This is a genomic window from Vibrio sp. JPW-9-11-11, assembly GCF_013369335.1.
Lineage (GTDB): Bacteria > Pseudomonadota > Gammaproteobacteria > Enterobacterales > Vibrionaceae > Vibrio.
Genome location: NZ_SZQJ01000036.1, coordinates 446,050 through 471,133 on the forward strand (window position 1 = coordinate 446,050; position 25,084 = coordinate 471,133).

Below are 25,084 nucleotides of genomic sequence, written 5' to 3' on the forward strand. Positions count from 1 at the left end.
GAGCTAGGCTTGCGTCTACCCCTTTGTGATGATTGACTTCTATCCGATCGGCAATTACATTACGCGCAGTATTTTTATAGATAACTCTCTACCATGATTTATATCCTGTTCAAGAACTTCGTAAGAAGGCTGAACTCCGCGCAAATACACGATGAAGTGTTGCTCGGAGCCTGAAAAACCAAATCTTCATCAGATGTTGTAATGCGTAAATAACGCAGGGTGACTGACATCTGAAAGAAATGATTAGAGAGGTCGGCCGGTGATGCTTTATCACCGGCCTTTTTTGTGTCTGGAAATCAGAGACATCAATATCGAACAGATTCCAGGGGCCGGTACTTGTTACCGGCCCCTTTTTTATGGTTTAAAAACATGAGTTTATTAGTTATCAAACACCTGGGCTTTCAGGTGAAAGACAAGGTTTTATATCAAAACGCCGATTTCGCTCTCCATCGTGGTGAGCATCTGGGTGTCACCGGACCAAATGGTGCGGGTAAAAGTACCTTGTTCAAGCTATTACAAGGTGAGTATCTACCGGATCACGGTGACATCCTCTGGCAGCCGGGTGTGAAAGTTGGCTACCTCGATCAGCACCTTGAGATTGATCCTTCGCTGTCAGTATTCGATTTTATGGCGACTGCTTATGCACCTTTACTGGCTGCGGATCGAGAGTTGAATCGCCTCTATGCGCAAATGTCATCAGCGGTGTCCGATGCAACACTGAATCGCGCGGCAGAGCTGCAATCGCTTCTGGAAGAAGGGGGCTTCTACCGCCTGACTCATCGTATTGAACAGGTGGCGGTGGGGCTGGGTATTCTGCCACTTGGAATGACCACACACATGAGAGGTTTGAGTGGCGGTCAGCGGCATAAAGTGGTTTTGGCTAAACTGCTTCTGGAAGAGCCGGATGTATTATTGCTCGATGAGCCGACCAACTTTCTCGATACAGATCACGTGACCTGGCTGGCGGAGTTTCTCAATCAGTATTCCGGTACGTTTATGGTGGTATCGCATGACACGGCATTTCTCAATCGGATTGCCAATGGTATATGCGACATAGACCATCAACAGATCCGAAAATATCAAGGCGGCTACGCAAAAGCGATGGCGCAGAAGGAGCAGGAGACGCTTAACCAGCTTAAGCAGTATCAGTCCCAACAGCAGAAAATCGACAAGCTTGAAGCTTACATCAGCAAAAACGGTGCGGGAGTGAACGCCAAGATAGCCAACGGCCGTAAAAAACAGTTGGCGAAAATTGAGCGGGTGAACAAGCCGCAGCAAAAGAGTCAGCCTGAGTTTGGTTTTTCTCATGCTCCTCTGAGTGCCCAGACGGTACTGACCGCAACTCGACTTGAGATAGGCTATCAACATGCCTTGTTACCGGCGATGAATCTCGATATTCAGCGCGGCGAAAAGCTGGCGATTGTTGGCTTTAACGGTTTGGGTAAGTCGACACTGCTGAAAACGCTGATCGGTCAGCTCGATCCTCTTGCCGGGAACATCCGACAGGCCAACGGCATTTTGTGGGGCTATTTTTCTCAGGACTTACATTGGGATTACCCGGACAGTACTCCCATGCAGGTGATGCGTGCAGCGTGTGTTCAGTTGAATGACAAAAGTGCGCGTCAGAAACTGGCGGAGTTTGGCATCAGCGGCAGTAAATCCTTGCAGTCGCTGCGCAGTTTGAGTGGCGGTGAGCAGACCAAGGTAAAGTTGTCGTGTCTGGCGGTCAGTAAATCAAACGTATTGGTGCTTGACGAACCGACCACCCATTTGGATGTCGACGTAAAAGCGGCGTTAAAACAGGCGTTGTGTGCCTATGCTGGAACGGTGATCGTGGTATCGCACGAGCCGGACTTTCTGGCCAACTGGCCGGATAAAGTGATTGATATGGCAAAGATGGAGATGAGTGATGTCAAATAAAAGGTTACCTGCGCTGTTGTTCCTGATTGCGTTCTTGGTGGGGGCGGATGAGCTGCTGCTGGGCCCGATTTTGCAACCCATCGGACAGGATCTGGGCGTGCCAGCAGAACGGATCACGTTGTTTATCACGGCCTACAGCTTGGCGATAGCGTTTATTGCCCCGTACTTTGGTCGCTTATCTGACCAATGGGGGAGACTGCGCATTATGTTGCCAGCTTGTGTGTTGTTCGGTCTTTCTTCGATCGCTACTGGTCTGGTCGGCCAGTTCGATGTGGGTTTACTGACGCGGGTGATGACTGGCTTAGCCAGTGCCGGCATGTTGCCGATCGCGTTTGCATTGGCCGGTGACCAACCGGGTGACAAAGCGATGAAGCACATTACTCTGGTTCAGGCTGGTTTGACTTTGGGAATGATCACCAGCCCGGCTATTGGGGCTTTTTTGACAGAGTGGCTGTCCTGGCGCGCAGCGTTTATCGTGTTAGGCGCAGCGGCACTGATGGTGGCGGCATTGCTCGCGGCTCAAGGCGGTGCGCATTACGCCAAAAACAAAACGGCTAAACCAGAGCAACCTGCCATGGTGCAACTGCTACGGATTCCGGGCGCCCGCGGAGCGCTTCTGGCAATGGGGCTTGGCCTTGGGGGAGGGATCGGTGTCTTCAATCTGGTGGGACAGCGCTTACGTGATGCCACTGAACTGGACATAGCATTGGTTGGCTTGACGTACGCGATACTTGGTGGTGTCAGTGTGATGGGCAATATGGTGATGTCTAGAGCCATTCGACGCTTGGGCAGCGGCCGTGCTGTGATGCGAGCTGCACTGGTGGTTTGCTTGCTGTGCAGCGCTTGGGTGTTCGGTGCATCCGCAACGCATGTGTTAATGTTTTTGCCAGTACTATTTTTTTGGTCTCTGGCTGGCGGAATCGGTTCTCCAGCACTGCAAAACCATATTGCGCAACTGTCAGATTCACACCGTGGCACCTTGATGGCGCTAGGCATGAGTATGATGCATTTTGGCGTTGCTATCTGGTCCGGTCTGGCGGGTTATGCTTATTCACTGGGGTCAGTCTGGCTTGCCGTGTTGGCGGTGGGTTTGTTTGCCGTTGCGATTGCGGCCCTTAAGCCTGTCCCCGCCCTTGAGGCAGATTGATTTCTCTAAACCAAAGCCGTCGTTTGGCGGCTTCGGTTGTGATGAGATTGCCTTTTTCATGTCAGTACTAGCTGACGATCGGTAACGTATTCGAAGCACAGTAAGCTCGAAGTTGGACATAAGTATGTTGGGAGCTAAGCTCTGCTGCCACTGTTTCGCGGGTGTTGGTATCTACTGCGATATGCAGCTTACGCCATACTCTGCGTTTCCCATCAGTACCATGCTTCTTGACCTTCCATTTACCTTCGCAATAAACCTTGAGACCAGTGGCGTCAATGGCCAGGCGTTGTATTATTCCTCTGGTTTTGGTTTCAAAAGAAACCTCAACTTCCTTCGCTCGGCGTCTTATACAGGTGTCGTGTGGACTAACAAGCGGGATGTTAGCCAGCTTAAATACTGACTCTAAAAAGCCTTGCAGCGCTCTCAATGGCATAGAGAAAACGCGTTTCACCATGAGCGCGGTAGTAATCGCTAAGTCGCTGAATCGGCGAGGTCTATCACTCTTGCCTTGTCTATTTTGCTTCCATTCGGCTATCCTCTCCTCATCAATCTAAAAGCTCAAAGAACCACGGTTGCTTAAGGCTTTGTGGTACTGCTTCCAGTTAGTTGTTTTGTAACGAGGATTAGGCATGAGGCCAAGACGATTGATGGGTGTAGCCGATCAGATCGTAGCTTCTTGATTTAGTTCCATCGATTTTAGCAACAAAGCCTCAACTATCAACTAATCTTATGCTAACTGTAGTTTGTATATAAAAAGGTAATATGTGACGACTAGGCCTCATTTAAAAAATGTCATTAAAGCCAAGATGTTAGTTCACATTGTATTTTTGGTTGTTCTGAACATCATTTCTTTTACGGTGCTCAATCGTGAGTACCATGATCAAAAGACACGTATCCTAGACAATTACTCAGCAGTGATGCAGTCGAAAGTGGAGGCGAGCTTAGGGGTTTTTGCCAAGTTTTCTCACTATGTTTACCAGCAAATATCGCAGGACACGCAAATTATGGCGCTTTTTCAAGAGGCTGTAGAATCTCCTGGTCCGGTGCGGGATACAAATCGACAACAAATCTACCAACGGCTAAAACCAAATTACGAACTTCTTAAACAACATCATTTTCGACAGTTGCATTTCCACTTTGCGAATGGCGACAGTTTCTTGCGAGTACACAAGCCTGAGAAGTACGGTGATAATTTATTCGCTGTTCGTGAGTCAGTAAGGCTTGCAAACATACACCAGCAAATTATTGAGGGTTTTGAGGAAGGAAAAGTATTCAATGGTTACAGATTTGTCTATCCGCTTACTTTTGAACAGCAGGCTTTGGGTAGTGTCGAGGCTTCTTTGTCTATGGGAAGTATATTGGATCTCCTATTCGAGCTTTACCCTAAAGACGATTTCTATTTTGTGATCGATAAGTCTACAGTGGATGCAAAGCTGTTTGAGGATATGAAGGGCAATTATATTCCTACCTTGTTATCTGAACATTACTATTACGACAAGGCAGTATTTGAGCAGAATCTTGAAAAGATTAAATACAAGGATATCCTTGCTAATGTAGAGAACCTTGGAGCAGATCTAGAGCCTCTTATTGAAGGCGAAAACACTTTTTCTCAGGTGATCACTATCGCTAACACCGACTATATTCTGAGTTTTATTTCGTTTAAGAATTTCAAAAATCAGCACGTAGCGTACTTGATTACCAGCTCTCAAGATACGGCGATAGGGAGGTTGAACAACACATTTATGGTGTACGCACTTCTCATCCTTTTGGTCTCGTTCATTTATGTGTGGAATATATACTCGGAACACGCATACAAGAAGGAATTAGTTCACTTTTCCAACACTGATTTTTTGACCAAACTATTTAATCGAAACAAATTTACCGAGAACTTAACGTTTGAGTTCGTCAAGTATAGGGAAGCACGTGGGACTTTCAGTGTCGTTTTGTTTGATATAGACCATTTTAAGAAAATTAACGATGGGATGGGCCACAACGTCGGCGATGCGTATCTCAAAGAACTTAGCGATCTTATCTCTGCAAAAGTCAGGCATTCAGACACTTTTGCTCGGTGGGGAGGCGAAGAGTTTATTCTATTACTCCCAAACACGCCCGAAAACAACGCGTTAAAAGTGGCTGAAGTACTCCGCCAACTGGTTGAATCACATAGATTCTCTGCACCAAAAAACATTACAATTAGCGTAGGGGTCGCAGAGGTCAATGATAGGGATACCAATATTGACGATGTGATAGCCAGAGCCGATAGCGCCTTATACAAATCAAAAGATGCAGGGCGTAATAGAACGACAGCATGGTCGCAGCTTGTCCACTAGTGACTAATGAAATCGTGTCAGCTCTTGCGTTTGGCCACGGATTACCCCTCTGTATAGCTAACTAGCTGATTATAGGTAACGTACTCGAAGCGCAGCAAGCTCGAAGCTGGACTGGAGTATGTTGGGAGATCAGCTTGGTTAAAGAGCCTATAGACTATACTTTCAGCGAGTTAGCGGTATGAGTCATTTTAGCTATTAGCCCACTAACTCGTTTGCGCATCTCACGCCTATCCACAATCATGTCGATAGCGCCATGCTCTAGAATGAACTCACTTCGCTGAAAACCTTCGGGTAATGTCTCACGAACGGTTTGCTCTATCACGCGACGTCCTGCAAAGCCGATAATTGCCTTCGGCTCGCCAATGTTAATATCTCCCAGCATGGCTAGACTCGCTGATACACCACCCAATGTTTGGTCTGTTAATACAGATATATAAGGTAAGCCTTTACTGGATAAACGATTTAGCGCGGCACTGGTTTTTGACATCTGGATTAACGACATCAGAGACTCTTGCATACGAGCACCACCACTGGCAGAAAAGCAAACTAACCCACAATTTGCATCAATAGCCGATTCAACGGCCCGAACAAAACGAGCGCCGACCACTGAACCCATCGAGCCTGCCATAAAAGAAAACTCAAATGCACAGACAACAACAGGTAAGCCCATAAGTTTTCCTTTCATCGCAACTAAGGCATCTTTTTCTCCCGTACTTTTCTGGGCTAGAGCAAGGCGTTCCTTATAGCGTTTCAGATCCTTAAAATTGAGCAAGTCTTTCGGCTCATGTTCACTGGCAATCTCAGTTCGCTCTCCTTTATCCAGAAAGCAGTCTATTCGGCGGCGTGCCGACATTCTCATATGATGGTCGCATTTTGGACACACCTCCAGGTTCTCCTTAAGAGCTATGCGGTAAAGGATCTGATCACATGAAGGACATTTAGTCCATAGCCCCTCTGGAATCGGCGCTTTACGTGTACTGATTATATTCTTTTTATCTATTAGCTTTTCTAACCAACTCATAGGAAACCTTATCCAGATAACTTTAGTGAAGAGTATTGTATAAGCCTGTTTATGGTAATAAAGTGCGTTCAATGGGCTTTATAATCCAACAATATGGGATTAAATAAATGTTTGATAAGATTGACCAGCAGTGGCTAAGAACTTTTCACTGTGTCTATGAGAACAACAGCTTTAAACGGGCAGCGAAATTCCTAAGCTTGCCGACATCAAATGTCAGTCGCCATATTGCTTTACTGGAAGAGCGACTGGATATACGTCTATTTGATAGGACTACACGCCGAATCGCTCCGACAGATGCAGGGGAACACCTTTATTTGCGAACTCAGCCATTGCTGGACAAACTTAATGATGCGCTTGAGGAAGTGACACAGCACTCTCATGAGGTTATGGGGCAGCTTAAAGTTCTAATGCCTGATTCGCTTGCTTTAGCTCAAGCAGTGGTTTCTTTTTGTTCCCAGCATCCCTCAATCTCATTATGCTGCGATACAAGTATCAGCCCGAAAGAGGACTTACTTGATGGGTTTGACGTCATTTTGAGTTTTCACCGAGGAAAGCTTGAAGATAACAATTGGGTAGCTAAGGAGATTAAACGCTGGCCAAGTATTGTTGTGGCATCTCCAAAACTCTTACAGACCTCTCCTAGACCTGTTCAGATTACTGATTTGAAACACGTCCCGTGTATCAATAGTTTTACTGCGTTAAATGGGACACCTTGGGTCTTCAAAAACACTAAGGGTGAGCTTATTACTCAAAAGGTACAGTCCTCATTTAAGGTCAATAGTGGGCATCTCGCGAAGTCAGGTGCATTAGCTGGTTTGGGTTTCGCGATATTGCCAGCCGAATCCTGTCGCAATGAGATAGATACCGGTTCTTTAGAAGTAGTGACAATGGAGTACGAGCCTGAAGATTTGGTTTTGTATGTCTTTTATGCTTCCAGAAAACACTTGGCAAGAAAAATCCCGATGTTTATTGAACACTTACAGCATCACGCCAATTTAGATAGAAACGGATAAGCTGAAGAACTATATCAATGAAAGGTTTGCTATTGATGAGTTGCTAATATGCGGGATGCTTTAATAGAAGTGGCCGCTATCTTAAGTTCGATAAAGGCAGCGGCCATTGAGTGGGTGACTTGCGATTATTTCGGTTGCCACTGCTTTGAGGTGACGAGGTTGTCCATTACTTTGTTGACGGCTTGGTGCGCTTTGTCGACGATGGTATCAATGTCGCTACGTGTCGCGATAAGCGGTGGCGCAAAGCCTAAAATGTCGCCGTGTGGCATAGCGCGAGCAATTAATCCTTGCTCTAAACAGGCTGCTGCGATGTGTGGCCCCACTTTTAAGTTAGGGTCAAAGTGAGCACGGCGCCGTTTGTCTGAAGAGAACTCTAGTGCATGCATTAAACCCACCCCGCGGGTGTCACCGATTAAAGGGTGGTCGCTAAACCGCTCTGTCATTTGTTGTTGTAAGTATGCACCAACGTCAGCTGCGTTTTTTACCAACCCCTCGCGTTCAATAATGTCGAGGTTACAGTTGGCCGCGGCCGCGCCCATGGGGTGACCGGAGTAGGTGTAGCCGTGTCCGATCGCGCCCCACTGGTCGGTGCCGTTTTCCAGTACGCGCCACACCCTTTCGCCGACGATAACCCCAGACAACGGTTGATAGGCAGAGGTTAGGCCTTTTGCTACCGTAATGAGATCGGGTTTCATGTCGTAGTGCAGTGAGCCAAAGTCGCTGCCTAAACGCCCGAAACCACACACCACTTCATCGGCTATGAGCAGTACATCGTACTTATCGAGTACTTTGCGAATCGCTGGCCAGTATCCTTCGGGCGGCGGCACTATCCCGCCTGTCCCAAGAACGGGTTCTGCGATCATGGCGGCGACGGTCTCTGGCCCTTCTTCTAAGATCATCGCTTCGAGCTGATCGGCGCAATACTGAGAAAACTCAAGTTCAGACATACTGTCGTCTTCGCGGCGGTAGTAATATGGAGAAACGGTGTGTTTGATGCGATCCAGCGGTAAATCAAAATGGGCATGGAACAGTGGTAGCCCAGTCATGGAGCCAGAAGCGATGCTTGAACCATGGTAGCCGCGGTCACGTGAGATGACTTTTTTCTTTTCGGGTAAGCCGCGCGCGTTGTTGTAATACCACACCAGTTTGAGCTGAGTTTCATTCGCATCGCTGCCAGACATACCGTAGTAGACCTTGCTCATGCCTTCGGGGGCCATTTGGATGATGCGATCAGACAGCGTCACCAGTGCTTCGTTGGTGTGGCCAACGTAAGTGTGGTAGTAAGCCAACTCTTTGGCTTGGGCATAGATGGCATCGGCCATTTCTGTTCGCCCGTAACCAATGTTCACGCAGTATAGTCCGGCAAACCCGTCGATAAGCTCAATGCCTTCGGAGTCGGTGATGCGTATCCCACTGCCGCTGGAGATAATTCTACCGGGTAGCTCACCTGCCGCGTACTGCTTGAGGTGGGTGGAGGCATGAAATACTCGTTGACGGTCGATGTCTAAAAGTTGTTCGGTTTTATGGGTCATGATTGCTCTCCTTGAATGTGTCGGCGTATTTCTGTGCCCTTAACTACCGCTTACGGTGGGCAGTGCGCCCAAACAGCAGTATTTGATCTCACTGTATTCTTCAAAGCCGTGGCGGCTCCCCTCTCGTCCGAGACCTGACTGTTTCATGCCGCCAAATGGGATAGGGTGCCCCGTCATTTTGACCGAGTTCACGCTGACCATGCCAAATTCTAACCCGCGCATGCAGCGCCAAATCTGCTGAATATCGTGACCATAAACGTAGGCGGCCAAGCCGTATTCAGTGTCGTTACTCATTTCAATCACGCTATCTAAATCTTTATAAGGCAAGACCCCAGCCACTGGGCAAAAGTTTTCTTCGCGATACACCGCCATGTCGGGGGTGACATCGGCAAGCAAAGTGGGGGCGAAGAAGTTGTCGCCCGGCACGGCCTGATGGTATCCCGCGACGAGTGTTGCGCCTTTGTCCAGCGCATCACGTACTAATGCATGGGCCCTGTCTACGGCGGCGCGATTGATGAGCGGCCCCATCGTGGTTTTCTCATCTAGGCCATTACCTAGCACAATCGTGTCCATTGCTTTGGCAAATGCTTGCAGGAAAGCCTGATAGTTATCGCTAGGCACGAAAATGCGGTTGGCGGCGAGGCAGTCTTGGCCAGCGGTTTGAAACTTCGCCTCTACGGCCGCTTGCGCGGCTTGTTCGATGTTCATATCTGGCAGCACGATGAAAGGGGCATTTCCACCCAGCTCCATACTGCATTTCTTTACGGTTTGCGCCGCGTCGCGCAACAGTAACTTGCCCACCCGTGTCGAGCCTGTAAACGAGAGCGCTTTGACCTTATCTGAATGACATAATGTTTGCGACACCATGACCGCCTCGCCGGTGATCACGTTAAATACCCCCGGCGGAAAGCCTGCTCGGTCGGCCAGTTCCGCGAGTGCCAAGGCAGAAAAAGGCGTTTCACTGGCGGGTTTAATCAACACTGGGCAGCCAATCGCTAAAGCGGCGGCGGCTTTGCGCGTCACCATCGCATTCGGAAAATTCCACGGCGTGATCAGAGCCGCGACGCCGATTGGCTCTCGTAGCGTGGAGAGTTGTGCATTGGGAATGTGACTCGGAATGGTCTCGCCGTAACTGCGACGAGCTTCCTCGGCAAACCAGCGGATAAACGAGGCGCCGTAGTCAACCTCGCCTAACGCATCGGCTAAGGTTTTACCTTGTTCCATGACCATTAAACAAGCAAGATCCTGTTTTGATTCGAGAATCAGATCGTGCCACCGGATCAGTATTTCGGCGCGTTGTTCCGCTGACAGTTTTCGCCATTGACTAAAGGCTTGATCGGCGCTGTCGATCGCTTGATAGAGCTGTTGCTGAGACAGTTGAGTGATATAGCCGATAACGGTGCCATCAGCGGGGTTATCGACCGGGTGAAACTGGTCGCCACTGACCCACTTACCATTGATGTAAGCTAGGCTCCTAACCAAACGAACGTCTTTCATTATCGCCATCATGTCATGCGAGGCTTTGAGTTCCTCTGCATGTAAGCTGTGCAGTGCTGTCATGAGTCCTTCTCCCAGCGCGTTGTCCATAGCTAAACTGTAATGGAGATGTGGCTGAAAGAATTTCTGAACGCTGCAAGGAAACAGGCGAAAATTTCTGTTTCAACCCATATGAAGAGCGGTTTTTTCTGTTCTCCTTGGCAGTGTGGTTTGGCCGCTAAAACAAGGCATTTTGATTGACGTCTATGGCGCCTGCGTCACGTTTGATGGTTTTGGTCACAATGTAGGTAAAGTAGCGCTCTATCCCTACTTCTGACTCTAACCAGTTATCGATCAAGCGCTGATATTGGTCGATATCTTCAGACTGAACTTTGAGAATGTAATCCACGCCGCCTCCGGTGGCATAACAATCAGTGACTTCGGGTGAATGTTGGACCAATTGCTCGAATCGTTTGAACGCCTGTGCGTTGTGCTCTTTGAGGGATACTTCCACCATGACGGAGGTGCGCTTAAACAACACATCGGTATTCACCTTAGCGCCATAGCCTTCGATGATCCCGGCTTTTTCCAGTTTTTTGACTCGTTCCCAGCAGGGGCTGACCGAAAGGTTGATCGCTTCTGCTAGGTGTGACTTGGTGATGCGGCCATCGTCATGCAGAATTTGTAGAATTTTCACGTCGTAGCGGTCGAGGCGCATAGTGGTTCTCCTTGTCCGTTGTTCATCGCTTTGGCAGTTTGTGCTTCACCTTTTGAAAAGCGTGCTATCAGGTGTGAACTCTATCCATTCTCCGCTCTCTTTAGCGATCACCGCCAGTGTGTCACCCATCCCCACTTTTGCGGGAAATCGGCGCGCGGCAAGCACTCCACTGCGCTCTGCTATGTATTCGACAGGGGCGACGCCGGTGCGCTCGGTTGAATAGATTCTCACTAACACATCGCCCTCTTGGATGGTATCCCCGAGATCAAACAGATATTCGGAGATGCCACTATGTTGGCTCTGCACGTAACAACGGGCGTCGGGCATAGATAGCCATTGCGTAGGTTGGATCGGCGGTTCGTATTCACTGGCTAAGTTGCCTGAATAGCGTAAGAAATTGCGAATACCGCGGTCTGCGTAAGCCATTGTGTTTGGGGTGCTGGTCCCACCACCTCTTAGTTCTGTGGTGACAAACACCTTGCCTTGGGATTCAACGGCTGTGTCATACAAGCTGGTGGCATCCATCTCGAGCATGATCATGGTGTAGGGCGCGCCAAACAGCTTAGCACCTAACATACAGGCTTGCGCCTGCTCTCGATTGGGGAGGCGGTGCGCAGCGGCAAAAGGCAAGATGTCTAAGGTTTTCCCGCCCGAGTGAATGTCTAGGGCAAAATCACACATTGGCACTAGATGGCGGGTAAAATAGTCGGCGATTTTTTCAGTGACGGATCCACTAGGATTTCCCGGAAAGCTGCGGTTTAAGTTGCCTTTGTCGAGGGGCGAGGTTCGTGATGCGTTTTGAACGGCGGGTAAGTTCATCATAGGCACAATGACGACGCGCCCTTGAATTTGCTCTGGTTGAAGGGAGTGTGTCAGCTTAAGTAGGCTAGTGATCCCTTCGTATTCATCGCCGTGATTCCCCCCGGTAAGCAGCGCGGTGGGGCCATGACCATTCTTTACCACGGTGATAGGAATCATAATGCTGCCCCAAGCGGAGTCATCATGGGAGTGAGGCAGGGCTAAAAAGCCGTGTTGCACGCCGTCTCGGTCAAAGTCTACGGTGGCTGTGATCGAGCTTTCTTGCATATCAAATCCTTTGGCCGTCAATATTAATTCACCCAGGGTAGATTTAAAAAAAATCAATGTTTTACAAACAGGTGGCGGGGAAAATCACACAGTGTCTTGGCCCCACTTTGGGTGATCACTATGCTTTCGGTGGTTTCTAAACCCCAGTCTTCAAACCATAACCCCGGCATAAAATGGAACGTCATGCCTTCTTGCAGTATCGTCTTGTCGGTGTCGCGCAAACTCATGGTTCTTTCTCCCCAGTCTGGCGGGTAGCTTAGACCGATGGGATAACCGCAACGGGCGCCTTCGCGTGAAAATCCGGCTTTGTCGAGAATCTGGTTTAGGGCATTGGCGATGTCGGCGCAGGTGTTGCCCGGTTTTGCCACCGCCAACCCTGCTTCTAGGCCGAGCGTTAGTGCCTCGTCTGCCCGCTTGAACTTGTCGTCAGGTTCGCCAAGGAAGATGGTTCGCGAGAGAGGGCAGTGATAACGACGGTGTGCGCCAGCGATCTCGAAGAAGGTGCCTTCGCCTTTTTTGAATGGTCTGTCATCCCAAGTAAGGTGCGGTGCCGAGGCGTCGGCACCTGAGGGCAAAAGTGGCACAATCGCGGTGTAATCACCGAAATGGTCTTCATGGCCAAGTACTGCTTGACGGTTAATCTCAGCAACCAGATGGTGTTTTGGTAGACCGGGTTCGATCATGTCGAACGCGACGCGGTGCATGTTTTCAACGATGCGCGCTGCGCGGTACATATAAGCCAACTCTTGATCCGATTTAACGGCGCGACACCAGTTGACTAGCCCTGTGGCATCGATAAGTTGGGCGTTCGGCAGGTGTGTAATGAGTGACTCGTAGGCGGTGGCGCTAAAATAATAGTTGTCTTTCTCGACGCCGATTCGACCCCGATCCCAAAGACGAGGGCTGAGCACGGCCTCGACCAGAAAGTCCATCGGATGCAACGGCGGGTTCATCACATAATGATCGGGGTAGTAGGTAATGTTTTCGGCCGACATATACGCGGTACGGTACGCCCCATTCGCATCTTGGCAACGTCCAAACCAAACAGGCTCGCCAGATGAGCCGACAACGACACACTGCGGAACATAGAAAGACCAACCGTCATAACCCGTCAGCCATGACATGTTAGACGGGTCATGGATGATCAAAACATCCAGTTCGCGTTCTTCCATGGATTGGCGAACTTTGGTTAGCCGCTCCTGAAATTCATCCAGTGTAAAGTGCATAGCAACGCCTCTCATAATCTCTCCTTGTTACTATTTCCGACGCTTTAAGAGCCTTCGGAGACGTTGAGGTATTTCTACCCGCGATAGGTCAGCGCGACCTGCGTATTAACTTGTTTGTTGAGCGATACAAATCATGTTAATCATTACAATTGTGGTTTAATTTTGTGCATTGAACCACGTTTGGTGATTAAAAACTCGTCATTTGTTAAATTAAAGTTACAATGACACTTAAAATTGAATCAATTAAAATATTGTGTCATGACAATTTCTTTGAACCCGATCATTCGCCCAGGCACCGCCAAGTATCTCTCCATTGGTCACTATCTTGTTGAATGCGTTCGAAATGGTTATCTCAAACCGGGGACGCGGCTTCCAACACACCGTGAGTTTGCCGAGCAACTTGGGGTCAGTGTCCAAACGGTGAGTCATGCCTATAGTTTTGCTGAGAAAAAAGGCGCGCTCGAATCTTGGGTCGGCAATGGTACGTTTGTAAAAGCAGGTTTTGTCGACGACAGTACGGACAGCGAGTTCATGCTGACGCAAGAGATGAAAGAGACACCAGATGAGATTGACATGTCGATTGCCCACGCGGTGGTTACCGATCGACATATCACGCTGTTTAATCAGGCGTTAATTGAGATTGCAGGGCAAACCAACAATCGCGGATTGATCAGCAAGGCAAAGCCAGTGACAGGCCAGCCACATCATATTGAGTCGGGAGCGCGGTATCTGCGTAGCCAAGGTTTAGAGGTCGGGCCCGAGCAAATACTGCTGACCAACGGGGCCTGTCATGGATTAACGTTGGCGCTAAGTACCGTGGTCGAGCATGGTGACTTAGTGGCTTGTGGTCATTTGGTTGACCATGGTTTGATCTCCCGTTCGAGAATGTTGGGATTCAAACTACAACCGCTTGAGATGGATGAGTTTGGAATCACGCCGGATGCGTTTGAATGGGCGTGCCGACACAAGTCGATTAAGGCCTTGTGCTGCACACCGAGCATGGCGAATCCTAACAGCGCGCATATGGATCTCGCGCGCAGAGAAGCGATCGCGAAAATTGCGCAAAAGTATGAGATTTATGTCGTCGAAGATGATGTCTACGGCGCTCTCGAGCCCAATCGTGTGCCACCTCTTGCCACGCTGCTGCCTGAACAAGCCTTCTATGTGACCAGTTTAACTAAAGTCGTTGCGCCCGGGATGCGCACCGGATACTTGACGGTGCCGCGCCATTTTTTGCAGCATGCGATTGGCCGTTTAGCCGCTACTAGCTGGTCGGCGACACCATTGCCATTTGAAGTGGCGCATCTTTGGATAGAAAATGGCACATTGAATCGGCTGATTCGCTTTCAAATGAATGAGTTTGCCAAGCGGCAGCGAATTGCAAACGCGGCCTTGCAAGGGCATGTGTATAGTTCGCACCCTAATGGCCAGCATATTTGGTTAACATTGCCAGAGCAGTGGAGTAGCGATGATCTGGTCGCCTCAGCCAAGCGCTCTGGGGTGCAAATCACCGGCTTTAAACCCTTTGTTTTCGATACCAATCAATCGATGCCTTGTGTTCGCATTAGCTTAGGCGCAGAAACCAATCGCGGCTACATCAAACATGGCTTATCTGTCATTGCGGAGATTTTGGATACCAATCCCCCCACCTCTCATTTCTTGGTTTGAGCCGACGCAGTGGCTGGCTTAAGAGGCAGCTTGTGCCGCGCTAGGTGGGTGGAGTATTGAACACTTCAACCTTAACCGCTGCCACCTTAAACTCTGGGATTTTCGCGTGAGGGTCGGTGGCGGTCGTGGTTAACCGGTTAACCGGAGACTCGACAAAATGGAAAGGGATAAAGATCACCCCTTGTTGAATTCGTTTGGTAACAAAGGCATCGATTTCGATTTCACCGCGGCGGGTTGAAACTCGCAAACGTTGTCCGTTGCTGATGCCCAGTGACTCTGCGTCTTGGACGCTGATCATGGCTCTTGGGCCTGCTAGGTTATCAAGCCCCTTAGTTTTTCGCGTCATGGTGCCGGTGTGAAATTGCTCCAACACCCTGCCTGTAGTGAGTACCAGCGGGTACTCTTCATCAGGCAGTTCGGCGGCGTAGCGAAATGGAATGCCGACCATTTGGCCTTTGCCGCGGGTGAATTGGGTTTGGTGCATAATGCGGGTGCCGTTGGGATTCTTTTTGCTGCTTGGCCACTGGACACCGTCGGGTGGAATCGCTTCCCAGCGCAGCCCGGCGTATTGCGGTGTCACACGGGCAATTTCACTGGTGATGTCTGACACGGTTTGATAGCGCCAGTCTCCGCCCATGGCATTAGCAATTTGCTGAACGATCCACCAATCTTGTTTGGCCTCTCCTGGCGGTTTTACCGCAGGGTTAATCCGTTGTACCCGCCGCTCGGTATTGGTGAAATGCCCTGACTTTTCGGCGAACGAGCACGATGGCAGCACCACATCCGCGTAGTGCGCGGTTTCGGTCAAGAAGATGTCTTGCACCACTAAAAAGTCGAGGGCCTCTAGCCCTTCTATCACATGGGCTTGATTGGGATCACTGAGTACTGGGTTTTCACCCATGATATACATACCACGCACTTGGCGCTGGCACGCTGCGTCGATGATTTCAGTGAGGGTGAGCCCTTGTTCAGCAGAGAGATTGGGCGCGTTCCATTCCATGGCAAATTTTTGTCTGACCATCGGGTTATACACTTTTTGATAGCCTGGATAACAGTTGGGCAGCGCGCCCATATCACACGCGCCTTGCACGTTGGATTGGCCGCGCAGAGGATTAATTCCTCCGCCTTCAATGCCGATGTTGCCACACAGCAATTGTAAGTTAGCGATTGAACGCACGTTATCGTGCCCGGTGGTGTGTTGAGTGATCCCCATCGAATAGTAGACAGCGGTGCGTTTAGCGGTACCTATCATACGTGCCATCGCAAAGACATCCTCGGCGCTAACGCCAGTCACCAATTCCACTTTATCAGGCGCGTAAGCGGGCGACATGACTTCTTGCAGTAAAGTGTCGAAGCCGTCGACGCGCTCATCGATATAGGTTTGATCGTGCCAGCCATTTTTGATGATCTGTTGCATGATTCCATTCAGCAGCATGACATCGGTGCCCGGCCGGTGTGCCAAGTACAACTCGGCGTGGTCAGCCATGTCGATGCGTTTCGGGTCGGCGACGATCAAACGTGCACCGTGATGACGAATGGCTTGCTTAATGTGTGAAGCGATGATTGGGTGTGCTGAGGTGGTGTCAGAGCCGATAATAAAAATCACGTCTGAGTATTTAATACTGGGAATATCGTTGGTCATGGCACCGCTGCCAAGCGAGGCCTCAAGTCCAGTCACGCTCGAGGCATGACAAAGCCTTGCACAATGGTCGACATTGTTGGTGCCAAACTCGCGGCGGATAAATTTCTGAAACGCGTAGTTGTCTTCGTTGGTGGTTTTGGCTGAAGAAAAGCCCGCTAGGGCATCGCCACCAAAATCGCGTTTTAATGCGTTGAATTTTGTCGCGATAAGCTCGATAGCCTCAGGCCAACTGGCGGGTTGTAGCCAGCCATCTTGGCGGATAAGGGGGGTGGTCAGGCGACTATTGTCGGCGACAAAATCGAAACCAAACCGCCCCTTAACGCACAGCATCTGTTGATTGACCGGGGATTGGGCGCCAGTAATGTACTCAATCTTGTTTTGCGCAGGGTTGACGTGCATGGTCAGCTTGCAACCCACACCACAGTATGTACATATGGTGTCGACTTGGGTTAGCGGATCGGTTCGTCCTTGGGCGCGGTGGCGCTTATCGACCATGGCTCCTGTGGGACAAGCTTGTATGCAGGCGCCGCATTGCACGCAGTTGGAGTCGCCCATTCTTATTCGACCATTTCGCATTGACCCAAAGTGAGGTCGATCGTCGGGCCTTAACGCAGGGCGACCGTTTTGGTCGTTCACGAAATTGAGGATACCGTGTACCGCTTGTTCACTGCAGGCATCAATACATTGACCGCAACTGATGCAGCGGTTGGCATCAAACTCAATAAACTCAGAGCTGCGGTCGACGCTAAACTTGTGCCTGTGGTCTTTATCTCTCAGCGCTTGCCACTCTTGTGCTGATTTGACTTCGAGGTGGTCGTCGAAGCACTGCTGAGCGCCGTACTTGGTTGAATAATTGCGTAAATCGCACTGAGTATTGGCCTGACAACCGCACTCCAAGCAGCGCAGGGCTTCGCGAATTGCCTCTTGATTATCAAAGCCGAGTTCGACTTCAGCAAAGCTTTGCGCCCGCTGCTCTGGGGTCAGTTCGGGCATGATGGTCCGGGCCGCTTTTTCGAACTGGGCAAAATGGAGCGGATCGATATGGCCAAGAGATCGCTCTTTGCGGGCGTTAAACTCAGGCTCGGGCATGCAGGACATGTCTGAGGTTAAGTAAAGATCAATGGCTTTGGCGGCTAAACGGCCGTCACCCACGGCCTCGACTGCGGTCGCCGGGCCACGCCGAAAATCACCGATACTGAAAATATTGCCCGTGCCGCTATGCATCGTAAGGTTGTCACTTTGCGCCGTGTTCCAACGAGTGAGTGGCAGGTCAAGCGACTCATTATCGAGAAAGCTGAGATCCGGTTTTTGCGATACCGCGGCGATCACGGTATCAAACGCCTCAGTCATATACTTACCTGTCGACTGAGGGCGTCGGCGACCAGAGTCATCTGGTTCGCCAAGCGCCATTTTTTCGAGTTTGATGGCTTGAACCTGGCCATGGTCATCGCTGATGTTTTGCACTGGGTTGGTGAGGAAGAGAAACTTGACACCTTCTTGTTCGGCTGCTTCGATTTCGTAATCTTCGGCGGGCATCTCTTCTCGCGTGCGGCGATATATGATGGTGGTGTCGGCCCCTGCACGTTTTGCTGTGCGCGCGCAGTCTATCGCTGTGTTGCCGCCGCCGATGACAGCGACTTTCTGCCCTGTGGTGTAGCTTTGTTCAGTCATCGTGTCCTTTAGGTAGTCGACACCCAAGTAGCAGCCCTTTAAGTCGCTGCCTGGGTAGTGCATTTCAACCGCCACGGATGCACCCAGCGCCAGACACACTGCGTCATAATCTTCGCTCAGTTGAGAGAGGGTGAACGCTTTGCCTAACTTGTGCTCGGTTTTTATCACCATCCCATTACGGCACATCAAGTCGATTTCTTGGTCGAGAATGGTTTTGGGTAGGCGATATTCAGGAATGCCATAACGCAGCCAGCCGCCGGGTTTAGGCATAGACTCAAACACGGTTACCTCATAGCCCTCATTCGAGAGATAGTACCCTGCCGTTAAGCCACCAGGACCGCTGCCCACCACGGCAATTGAGCGTTGTTTAGCCGGTTTTCTCTCTGGTATGTAGGCCTTGGCGGCGGCTAAGTCAGCGTCTGCAGCATGGCGTTTGAGCTGGCGAATAGCGATAGGTTCATCGACCAGCGCACGGCGGCATTCACTTTCACAAAATGCAGGACAGATTCGACCAATCGAAAGCGGCATCGGTAGGGTTTGTTTAATCACTTGGATGGCTTTTTGGTGATCATTTTGGCCGATGTAATACAGGTAAGACTGAATATCAACGCCAGCGGGGCAGGCGGTTTTGCACGGCGCTTCGCAGTCGGCGTAGTGGTCGCGCATAATACGATTGAGTGCGTCTTGGCGGTGTTGGCTCAGTGCAGATGACTGTGTTGTCACCTCTAAGCCTCGGTAGACCTTGAGCTCACATGCCCGTTGCATTGCGCCACTTTCCACCTCGACCATGCATAAGTCACAAGCGACCTTGTGCCCACTTTTATTGAGCCCACACAGTGAGGGAATTTCTACGCCACAGATTCGAGCCGCTTCAAGTAAGGTGATGTCGGGGTCGACAATTCGGAATTTACCATCAATCACAATCTCAATCATAACGCCCTCAATGGCAAAACCAATAAACCATGCGTTTTTTAAGGATAATCCGTTATGAGAAAAGTTCGTGTGACAAAAAACTCAAAGTTTAGATATTTTGGTCGAGGTATTAAGTGTCTCTTTTCGTGCAATCTCGCCCCCAAACTTAGATAGCTTTTTTCCATATGTGACGATGATCCTTGTTCCGTGCGTGTCGTCATCTCTTGGTTGCAAAGTGACCAGTGCCTGCACTATACTGCGCCCATCATTTCTCTCGGAGTTTACGCCAACATGAACAACTAACACCTGTTATCCGTTTATCACTTTAATTTGGATTTCACAGGGTTAGTCGGCGTAGCCTCTCACCTGCTCGATTGAGCACAAGATCACACGGTATGTTTTGCACGCGGCATGGTTATGCTGCCGTCTACTATACCGGTTTCATTTCCTCCGCTACGCAGCGCGCCTAATCCTGTTTTACAGGAGGCAAAATATGCCCATACTTCAAGCGAATCAGATCAGCTATCAGTTTGCAGATGGCGAGTCATTGTTTGACCAGCTAAGTGTTACATTGCAACACCAAAGAGTGGGGCTAGTGGGGCGCAACGGTAGCGGAAAGTCGTTGCTCGCTCGACTACTGCTTGGCGAGCTGCAACCCACGTCCGGCACGGTGTCGCGTTCAGTGAGCGTCGGAAGTTACTCGCAATTGCCGTCGGTGTTATTAGACAGTGACGCATCGATCGCCCGTGTTTTAAATATAGAGCCTGTGTTGTATGCGTTGGCGCAGATCGAAGCGGGGTCATGCGATAACAAATGGTTTGATAGGGTGGGCGAACGATGGTCGCTCAAGCAAGATCTCGAAGCTGAACTCGAAGGCTTAGGCCTACCCGGTCATGCGTTTTTTCCGTGTGCGCAACTCAGTGGGGGCCAGCTCGCCAAGCTGCAATTGTGGCAGTTGTTTCAATCGGGGGCTGAACTACTGGTGCTGGATGAACCGTCGAACCATCTCGATCACTCGGGACGTATCTGGCTGCGAGAGCAGATTCGTCAGTTTAACGGCTATGTATTGCTGGTAAGCCATGATCGCTTGTTACTGCGCGATATGGAGCAGATTTGGGAGTTGTCGAGCTTGGGGTTAACTCAATATGGCGGCAACTATGACCACTACTACGCGCAAAAACAGCAACAGGTGGCGGCTATCGAACGGCAGTTGGACACGGTTCACAAGCAGCAAAAACACTTACAGCGTCAAGCTCAACGCAACAAGGAAAAAGCAGATCAGCGTGTGGCGCAGGGGATGAAAATACGCCGTAGCGGAAGTCAGCCGAAGATACTGCTCAATGGCATGCGCGATAAAGCCACATTGACCGCCGCCCACCGACTTAAAAATGAAGGGGGGCGGAGTGAGATGTTGCAACAAAAAGCGCAGGCGTTGCAATCGCGCCGAGAGCAAGGTTATGACTACAAATTCTCTATGGATTCGGCCACGCAAAAAAGGGGACAACTGATTTCGGTTGTTGCCGGAGAGCTGCCGTTCGGTCAGCAACAGCCTATTCACTTGCAGCTTAATCATGGCGACAAGCTGTGGCTGGAGGGCGACAACGGCAGTGGAAAATCAACGTTGCTCAATGTCTTGTTAGGCCAACAAGCATTGAACGGCGGATATTGTCAGGTCAATGCGCCAGTGTACTATCTCGATCAGCATTTTGGGCTACTGCCGCATGGGGTATCTATACTCGATGCATTGCAACAATGCTGCGCAGGATTGAGGGAGAGTGATGCGCGGACGTTACTGGCTGGGATAGGCTTTCGTCGTGATAAGGTTTATCGGTGGGTAGAGCAGCTCAGTGGAGGCGAGAAAATGAAACTTGCCATGCTGATGGTGAGTCTCCAAAAGAGTGCACCGATTCTGTTGCTCGACGAGCCGGATAACCACCTTGACCTCGACTCAAAAGCCTTGCTAGCGGACACGCTTGCTCGCTATCGCGGCGCGTTGATATTAGTCAGCCACGACCAAGACTTTGTCGTTCAAAGTGGGGTTACTCAGCGGTATTGTTTGACGCCATCAGCGTAGCGTCATCCAACAGTTGGTAGCGGTTTCTTCCCGCTTGCTTGGCCTGATATAACGCTGAGTCGGCGCGGGAGAATACCGCTTCCCACTGATTGACCAATATTGGCTGTCGGCAGCAGCATGCACCGATAGAGATAGTGACTCTGAAAGAGTGATTATGGTATTGAATTTCATGCTGCTCTACTTTATCGCGCAATCTCTCAAGTGTCTCTGATGCCAGCTGCTTCTGATCTAGCGGCACAATGGCAATGAACTCTTCGCCGCCCCATCGAACCAATAGATCTTGGCTACGAATGCTTGTTTGTAGGACTCGCGCTGTTTGTCTGAGGACCTCGTCACCGACCTCGTGTCCATGTTGGTCATTAAACTGTTTAAAATGATCAATATCGATAACGCATAGGAGTAGATACTTATTGTGGTGAGCTAGGCTGGCAAGCTGCGCTAACCATTGATCTAGGTAACGTCGGTTACGCAGTCCAGTGAGCGCGTCGGTCGTGTTTTGTGTCAGCAGATCGCGATTATTTCGCTTAAGACGTATGATGGCCCGAACGACGAAATAACCGATGATAATAACGAGCGAAGAGATAAACACGTCTCGCCAACGTTGCCCTTGCAAACGCGTTTCCTGTAGCTCGTTTTTTGCTTCTAGGAGTTCAATTTCTCGTTGATTGAGTGTCCGCTCAAGACTATTTCTTTCGTTTAAGATCTCTGCACTATGCGCTTGATCGTAGTAAGCTTGCTGGATAATTGTCTGTCTTTTCAGTTGTTTGAGGGCTAGTTGGTACTCACCAATGGCTTCATAAGCTTCTACTAAGGTTGCCAATATGTCGGCTTCCCATACAAACTCTTCTATCTCCGAGTCATTGATAGCGTCAAGGACTTTGTTCGCGTAATGGATAACTTTGGGATAGTCCTTTTTACTTAAATAAGCGAGAGCGACGGCTTCTTCGCAAATGGCGACCATGACTTTGGATTGCGACTCTTGCGTCGCGAGATCCACACAACGTTGAGCTATTTCAAGGGCTTTGTCGCCATTATTGGCTGTTGCGTTATGGCGAGCCATATCCGCTAACGTCACGACACGGAGACTGATTGAACCCGTTTGTTCGGCTTCTTTAAGCGATAACTGCATATAGTGCTCGGCGAGTTGGTATTGCTGGTTGGCAAAATAGATTGCACTCGAGTTACCGTACAGTACTGCTTCAAATAGACTATTGGCGTAATTGTTGTTCTGATAAAGATCTAAAGCGCGGTGAATGTAATCTTCTGCGCGTTGCCATTCCTCCAGCATCATATAAATGGTAGCGATGTTATTGAGCGTCATTGTGGTTTGAAAATCGTCTTCGATTTCAACGACGATTTGATAGGCCATTTTGTAGTAGTTTAAGCTGGCTTTAATCTCTGATTGCTGTGACTTGACGTTGCCCAACCAACGATACGCACGGGCGAGCAAGCGTGAATAACCCACCTTTCGTGCGATAGGAATCACCTGATGAAGCAGTTTTTCCCCTGCGAGGATTTGGTCTTTATCGATATAAGAGATAGCCTTGTTGAGCTGAGCTTCGCCGATAATCCAATCAATGTTCACTTGTTGGCCCATTTCGACAAGGTCGGGCATGTTTGGTGGGGCGATGCCTTCATAGCGGTGAAGATTAATGAGTCCGAAGTAGTACAAGGCTTGCGCTTCAATCGAGGCATTTTCCTCGACAGTGATTTGGTCTAACTCGACTTGCTCAGACTGACACAGCGAAGTGTAATAAAACTCAAGTATTGGTTGCGCTGAAGCGGGAATATGCGAGTAGAGGAAGTCTTTGTCATGGTTCAGTTTACAGGCGGCTTGGCCGGTAGGAGAGAGCATGAGTAAGCAACAGCAGATCAGCAGCGAAAAAACAGGCTTCATTAAACCAAGCAACTCAAAAATTAAACATTTAGTTTAGCAGTTTATCGATAACACGCACTGATTTTATGGACTTGTAATGTGTTTTATCGTCGGAAGTGGTAGCTCATTTCATTGAACTATTTTTCTCGTCGAGTATTGAGTTGTGTGGCATTTCCAAAAAATAAGTAATCTGTGGCATAGTCAACCCCTGGCGGGCATTCTATTATCCGAATCGACCAACCATCGCCAACACAAGGAATAGAGATGAAGTGGATAGTCGCGGTCATGATGACCCTAATAACCGCAGCGAGTCATGCACAGGTTGAAGAGCCTGCGACATCATTTGAGCCATTTTTCACGTTCAACATGACACTCGAATTGGACGGTGTCGAGCGAGCAATTGACGACACGCGCCACTCTCTTGACCAAGTCGGTCTAGCATTAGTCAAAATAGCGGAGAGCGACAACTTAACCGCTGCGCAGCAGCAACAGCTAGATCAAACCATTGATAATCTGAATCAGTTGGTGGTGCTATCGAGGCGCTCAGTTGAGTCCCTTCCACAGGCTTACCAAGATTCGAAGCAGGTGCTGGCAAGCAACAGCGAACACTTTTTGTCTGAACTACGTCAGCAAATGTTGCTTTTGGTCGGTTTGGTTGGGGTGATAGTGATCGCGCTGATTGTCGCGATTGCGTGGTTTATTCTAAGACCAGTTCAACACACGGTGACCAAAACGACTCGTCACCTTTTTGCCATGGCAGAAGCCATTCAAACCACCGCTCAATCATTAGAGAGCATCTCGAATCAGCAGCAGCGATTGGCGGTTCAATTGGAGCAGCAGCAACATCGCTGTGACCCTCACTCAACACCACAATAGGAGCCGATTATGCAGCCGCGTATCAGTATTATTACTTTAGGCGTGTCAGATCTAGAGCGTTCTTACCAGTTTTATACCCAATTGGGTTTTCCAACATCCAGAAAGCCTGATGAGGGCATTGTGTTTTTCAACACCGGCGGCGTTTGTCTTGCGCTCTACCCATTGGAGGCACTCGCGAAAGATGTGTCGCCGCAGCATGCGGCGAAACGGGAAGGGTTTAGTGGCATCACTTTGGCGCACAATACGCGCTCTAAAGAAGAGGTGGATGAAGTGCTTAAGCTTGCCGTCAGTGCCGGAGCGACGCTTGAAAAGCCCGCTCAAGAGGTATTTTGGGGTGGGTACAGCGGTTATTTTTCAGACCCAGACGGTTATTTATGGGAAGTGGCCTACGGCGATTGCTGGCAGTTCAACGATGACGGTTCATTAGTGATTGAATGATTAAACGTCATCTCTAGGAGACACAGTGCAGTTAAAACGTATTCATCATGTAGCGGTGATCTGTTCAGATTATTCGCGATCGAAACATTTCTACAACCAAATATTGCAGCTGAAAATCGTGGCGGAAAATTACCGACCAGAACGAGAGTCATACAAGTTGGACTTGGCGCTGCCCGATGGCGGGCAAATTGAGCTTTTCTCTTTTCCCAACCCGCCACCAAGGCCTTCAAGACCAGAAGCTCAAGGGTTAAGGCATTTGGCGTTTTCGGTTGACTGTGTGGCGAGCTATAGGGATTACTTGGTGAGCCAAGGCGTCGAGGTCGAGCCGATTCGTATTGATGAGTATACCGGTAACCCGTTCACGTTTTTCCAAGACCCAGACGGCTTACCGCTCGAACTCTATCAAGTTTGATGAGCTAGACCACGGTTGTGACGTGTTGCCGCTCATGGCGTTCTAG

The 25,084-nt window shown here is 49.6% G+C and carries 17 protein-coding genes and 1 pseudogene; 9 read left to right on the forward strand and 9 right to left on the reverse strand.

Annotated elements, in window-relative coordinates; translation table 11 throughout:
- The first annotated feature begins 369 nt into the window (after positions 1 to 369).
- A complete protein-coding gene (locus FCU94_RS17905; protein ID WP_176289825.1) occupies positions 370 to 1,920 on the forward strand; it encodes an ABC-F family ATP-binding cassette domain-containing protein in 1,551 nt (516 codons plus the stop codon).
- Positions 1,910 to 3,067 (forward strand): MFS transporter, encoded by a 1,158-nt coding sequence (locus FCU94_RS17910; protein ID WP_176289826.1) that lies wholly within the window; start codon positions 1,910 to 1,912, stop codon positions 3,065 to 3,067. The genes FCU94_RS17905 and FCU94_RS17910 overlap by 11 nt, the downstream gene beginning before the upstream one ends.
- 133 nt (positions 3,068 to 3,200) lie before the next feature.
- On the opposite strand, the pseudogene FCU94_RS17915 reads toward FCU94_RS17910, so the two are convergent.
- Positions 3,201 to 3,698: pseudogene (locus FCU94_RS17915) on the reverse strand (IS5 family transposase); the annotation flags it as partial.
- A gap of 133 nt (positions 3,699 to 3,831) precedes the next feature.
- Here FCU94_RS17915 and FCU94_RS17920 point away from each other — a divergent pair.
- Positions 3,832 to 5,397 (forward strand): sensor domain-containing diguanylate cyclase, encoded by a 1,566-nt coding sequence (locus FCU94_RS17920; protein WP_369597272.1) that lies wholly within the window; start codon positions 3,832 to 3,834, stop codon positions 5,395 to 5,397.
- A gap of 154 nt (positions 5,398 to 5,551) precedes the next feature.
- Here FCU94_RS17920 and accD read toward each other — a convergent pair whose 3' ends face one another.
- Complete coding sequence (accD, locus tag FCU94_RS17925; RefSeq protein ID WP_176289827.1) at positions 5,552 to 6,418, reverse strand: acetyl-CoA carboxylase, carboxyltransferase subunit beta; 867 nt, start codon at positions 6,416 to 6,418, stop codon at positions 5,552 to 5,554.
- Between the two features lie 107 nt (positions 6,419 to 6,525).
- Between accD and FCU94_RS17930 the strand changes: the two genes are divergently transcribed.
- Complete coding sequence (locus tag FCU94_RS17930; protein WP_176289828.1) at positions 6,526 to 7,431, forward strand: LysR family transcriptional regulator; 906 nt, start codon at positions 6,526 to 6,528, stop codon at positions 7,429 to 7,431.
- Positions 7,432 to 7,556: 125 nt separating this feature from the next.
- Here the strand turns inward: FCU94_RS17930 and FCU94_RS17935 are convergent, their stop codons facing one another.
- From FCU94_RS17935 to doeA, 5 genes are all read right to left on the reverse strand, one after another.
- On the reverse strand, positions 7,557 to 8,963 hold the full coding sequence (locus FCU94_RS17935) for an aspartate aminotransferase family protein (RefSeq protein WP_176289829.1): 1,407 nt from the start codon (positions 8,961 to 8,963) through the stop codon (positions 7,557 to 7,559).
- A 39-nt stretch (positions 8,964 to 9,002) separates the two neighbouring features.
- Positions 9,003 to 10,523 (reverse strand): NAD-dependent succinate-semialdehyde dehydrogenase, encoded by a 1,521-nt coding sequence (locus FCU94_RS17940; RefSeq protein WP_176289830.1) that lies wholly within the window; start codon positions 10,521 to 10,523, stop codon positions 9,003 to 9,005.
- Positions 10,524 to 10,677: 154 nt separating this feature from the next.
- A complete protein-coding gene (locus tag FCU94_RS17945; RefSeq protein ID WP_176289831.1) occupies positions 10,678 to 11,157 on the reverse strand; it encodes an Lrp/AsnC family transcriptional regulator in 480 nt (159 codons plus the stop codon).
- A gap of 45 nt (positions 11,158 to 11,202) precedes the next feature.
- Positions 11,203 to 12,243 (reverse strand): N(2)-acetyl-L-2,4-diaminobutanoate deacetylase DoeB, encoded by a 1,041-nt coding sequence (doeB, locus tag FCU94_RS17950; RefSeq protein ID WP_176289832.1) that lies wholly within the window; start codon positions 12,241 to 12,243, stop codon positions 11,203 to 11,205.
- Positions 12,244 to 12,296: 53 nt separating this feature from the next.
- A complete protein-coding gene (doeA, locus tag FCU94_RS17955) occupies positions 12,297 to 13,484 on the reverse strand; it encodes an ectoine hydrolase DoeA (protein ID WP_176289833.1) in 1,188 nt (395 codons plus the stop codon).
- A gap of 243 nt (positions 13,485 to 13,727) precedes the next feature.
- Here doeA and ehuR point away from each other — a divergent pair, with 243 nt between their 5' ends.
- Entirely contained in the window at positions 13,728 to 15,137 is a 1,410-nt protein-coding gene (gene ehuR / locus FCU94_RS17960; RefSeq protein WP_255199298.1) for a MocR-like ectoine utilization transcription factor EhuR, read from the forward strand.
- Between the two features lie 40 nt (positions 15,138 to 15,177).
- Here ehuR and fdhF read toward each other — a convergent pair whose 3' ends face one another.
- Positions 15,178 to 19,383 (reverse strand): formate dehydrogenase subunit alpha, encoded by a 4,206-nt coding sequence (gene fdhF, locus FCU94_RS17965; protein ID WP_176289835.1) that lies wholly within the window; start codon positions 19,381 to 19,383, stop codon positions 15,178 to 15,180.
- Between the two features lie 472 nt (positions 19,384 to 19,855).
- On the opposite strand from fdhF, the gene FCU94_RS17970 reads away from it, so the two are divergent.
- Entirely contained in the window at positions 19,856 to 21,436 is a 1,581-nt protein-coding gene (locus tag FCU94_RS17970) for an ATP-binding cassette domain-containing protein (protein WP_176289836.1), read from the forward strand.
- Here FCU94_RS17970 and FCU94_RS17975 read toward each other — a convergent pair.
- Complete coding sequence (locus FCU94_RS17975) at positions 21,402 to 23,333, reverse strand: tetratricopeptide repeat-containing diguanylate cyclase (protein ID WP_176289837.1); 1,932 nt, start codon at positions 23,331 to 23,333, stop codon at positions 21,402 to 21,404. The two genes, FCU94_RS17970 and FCU94_RS17975, sit on opposite strands and share 35 nt — an antisense overlap.
- Positions 23,334 to 23,576: 243 nt before the next feature.
- On the opposite strand from FCU94_RS17975, the gene FCU94_RS17980 reads away from it, so the two are divergent.
- From FCU94_RS17980 to gloA2, 3 genes are read left to right on the forward strand one after another with little or no spacing between them, the layout of a single operon-like run.
- On the forward strand, positions 23,577 to 24,188 hold the full coding sequence (locus FCU94_RS17980; protein WP_176289838.1) for a hypothetical protein: 612 nt from the start codon (positions 23,577 to 23,579) through the stop codon (positions 24,186 to 24,188).
- Positions 24,189 to 24,197: 9 nt separating this feature from the next.
- A complete protein-coding gene (locus FCU94_RS17985) occupies positions 24,198 to 24,626 on the forward strand; it encodes a VOC family protein (protein ID WP_176289839.1) in 429 nt (142 codons plus the stop codon).
- A gap of 25 nt (positions 24,627 to 24,651) precedes the next feature.
- A complete protein-coding gene (gene gloA2, locus FCU94_RS17990) occupies positions 24,652 to 25,038 on the forward strand; it encodes an SMU1112c/YaeR family gloxylase I-like metalloprotein (protein ID WP_176289840.1) in 387 nt (128 codons plus the stop codon).
- The last annotated feature ends 46 nt before the right edge of the window (positions 25,039 to 25,084 follow it).

Excerpts from the sequence above, each read along its gene's own strand:
- FCU94_RS17905 (WP_176289825.1), top strand. The coding sequence starts at position 370 with ATGAGTTTATTAGTTATCAAACACCTGGGCTTTCAGGTGAAAGACAAG.
- FCU94_RS17910 (WP_176289826.1), top strand. The coding sequence starts at position 1,910 with ATGTCAAATAAAAGGTTACCTGCGCTGTTGTTCCTGATTGCGTTCTTG.
- accD (WP_176289827.1), bottom strand. The coding sequence starts at position 6,418 with ATGAGTTGGTTAGAAAAGCTAATAGATAAAAAGAATATAATCAGTACA.
- FCU94_RS17930 (WP_176289828.1), top strand. The coding sequence starts at position 6,526 with ATGTTTGATAAGATTGACCAGCAGTGGCTAAGAACTTTTCACTGTGTC.
- FCU94_RS17935 (WP_176289829.1), bottom strand. The coding sequence starts at position 8,963 with ATGACCCATAAAACCGAACAACTTTTAGACATCGACCGTCAACGAGTA.
- FCU94_RS17940 (WP_176289830.1), bottom strand. The coding sequence starts at position 10,523 with ATGACAGCACTGCACAGCTTACATGCAGAGGAACTCAAAGCCTCGCAT.
- FCU94_RS17945 (WP_176289831.1), bottom strand. The coding sequence starts at position 11,157 with ATGCGCCTCGACCGCTACGACGTGAAAATTCTACAAATTCTGCATGAC.
- doeB (WP_176289832.1), bottom strand. The coding sequence starts at position 12,243 with ATGCAAGAAAGCTCGATCACAGCCACCGTAGACTTTGACCGAGACGGC.
- doeA (WP_176289833.1), bottom strand. The coding sequence starts at position 13,484 with ATGAGAGGCGTTGCTATGCACTTTACACTGGATGAATTTCAGGAGCGG.
- ehuR (WP_255199298.1), top strand. The coding sequence starts at position 13,728 with ATGACAATTTCTTTGAACCCGATCATTCGCCCAGGCACCGCCAAGTAT.
- fdhF (WP_176289835.1), bottom strand. The coding sequence starts at position 19,383 with ATGATTGAGATTGTGATTGATGGTAAATTCCGAATTGTCGACCCCGAC.
- FCU94_RS17970 (WP_176289836.1), top strand. The coding sequence starts at position 19,856 with ATGCCCATACTTCAAGCGAATCAGATCAGCTATCAGTTTGCAGATGGC.
- FCU94_RS17975 (WP_176289837.1), bottom strand. The coding sequence starts at position 23,333 with ATGAAGCCTGTTTTTTCGCTGCTGATCTGCTGTTGCTTACTCATGCTC.
- FCU94_RS17980 (WP_176289838.1), top strand. The coding sequence starts at position 23,577 with ATGAAGTGGATAGTCGCGGTCATGATGACCCTAATAACCGCAGCGAGT.
- FCU94_RS17985 (WP_176289839.1), top strand. The coding sequence starts at position 24,198 with ATGCAGCCGCGTATCAGTATTATTACTTTAGGCGTGTCAGATCTAGAG.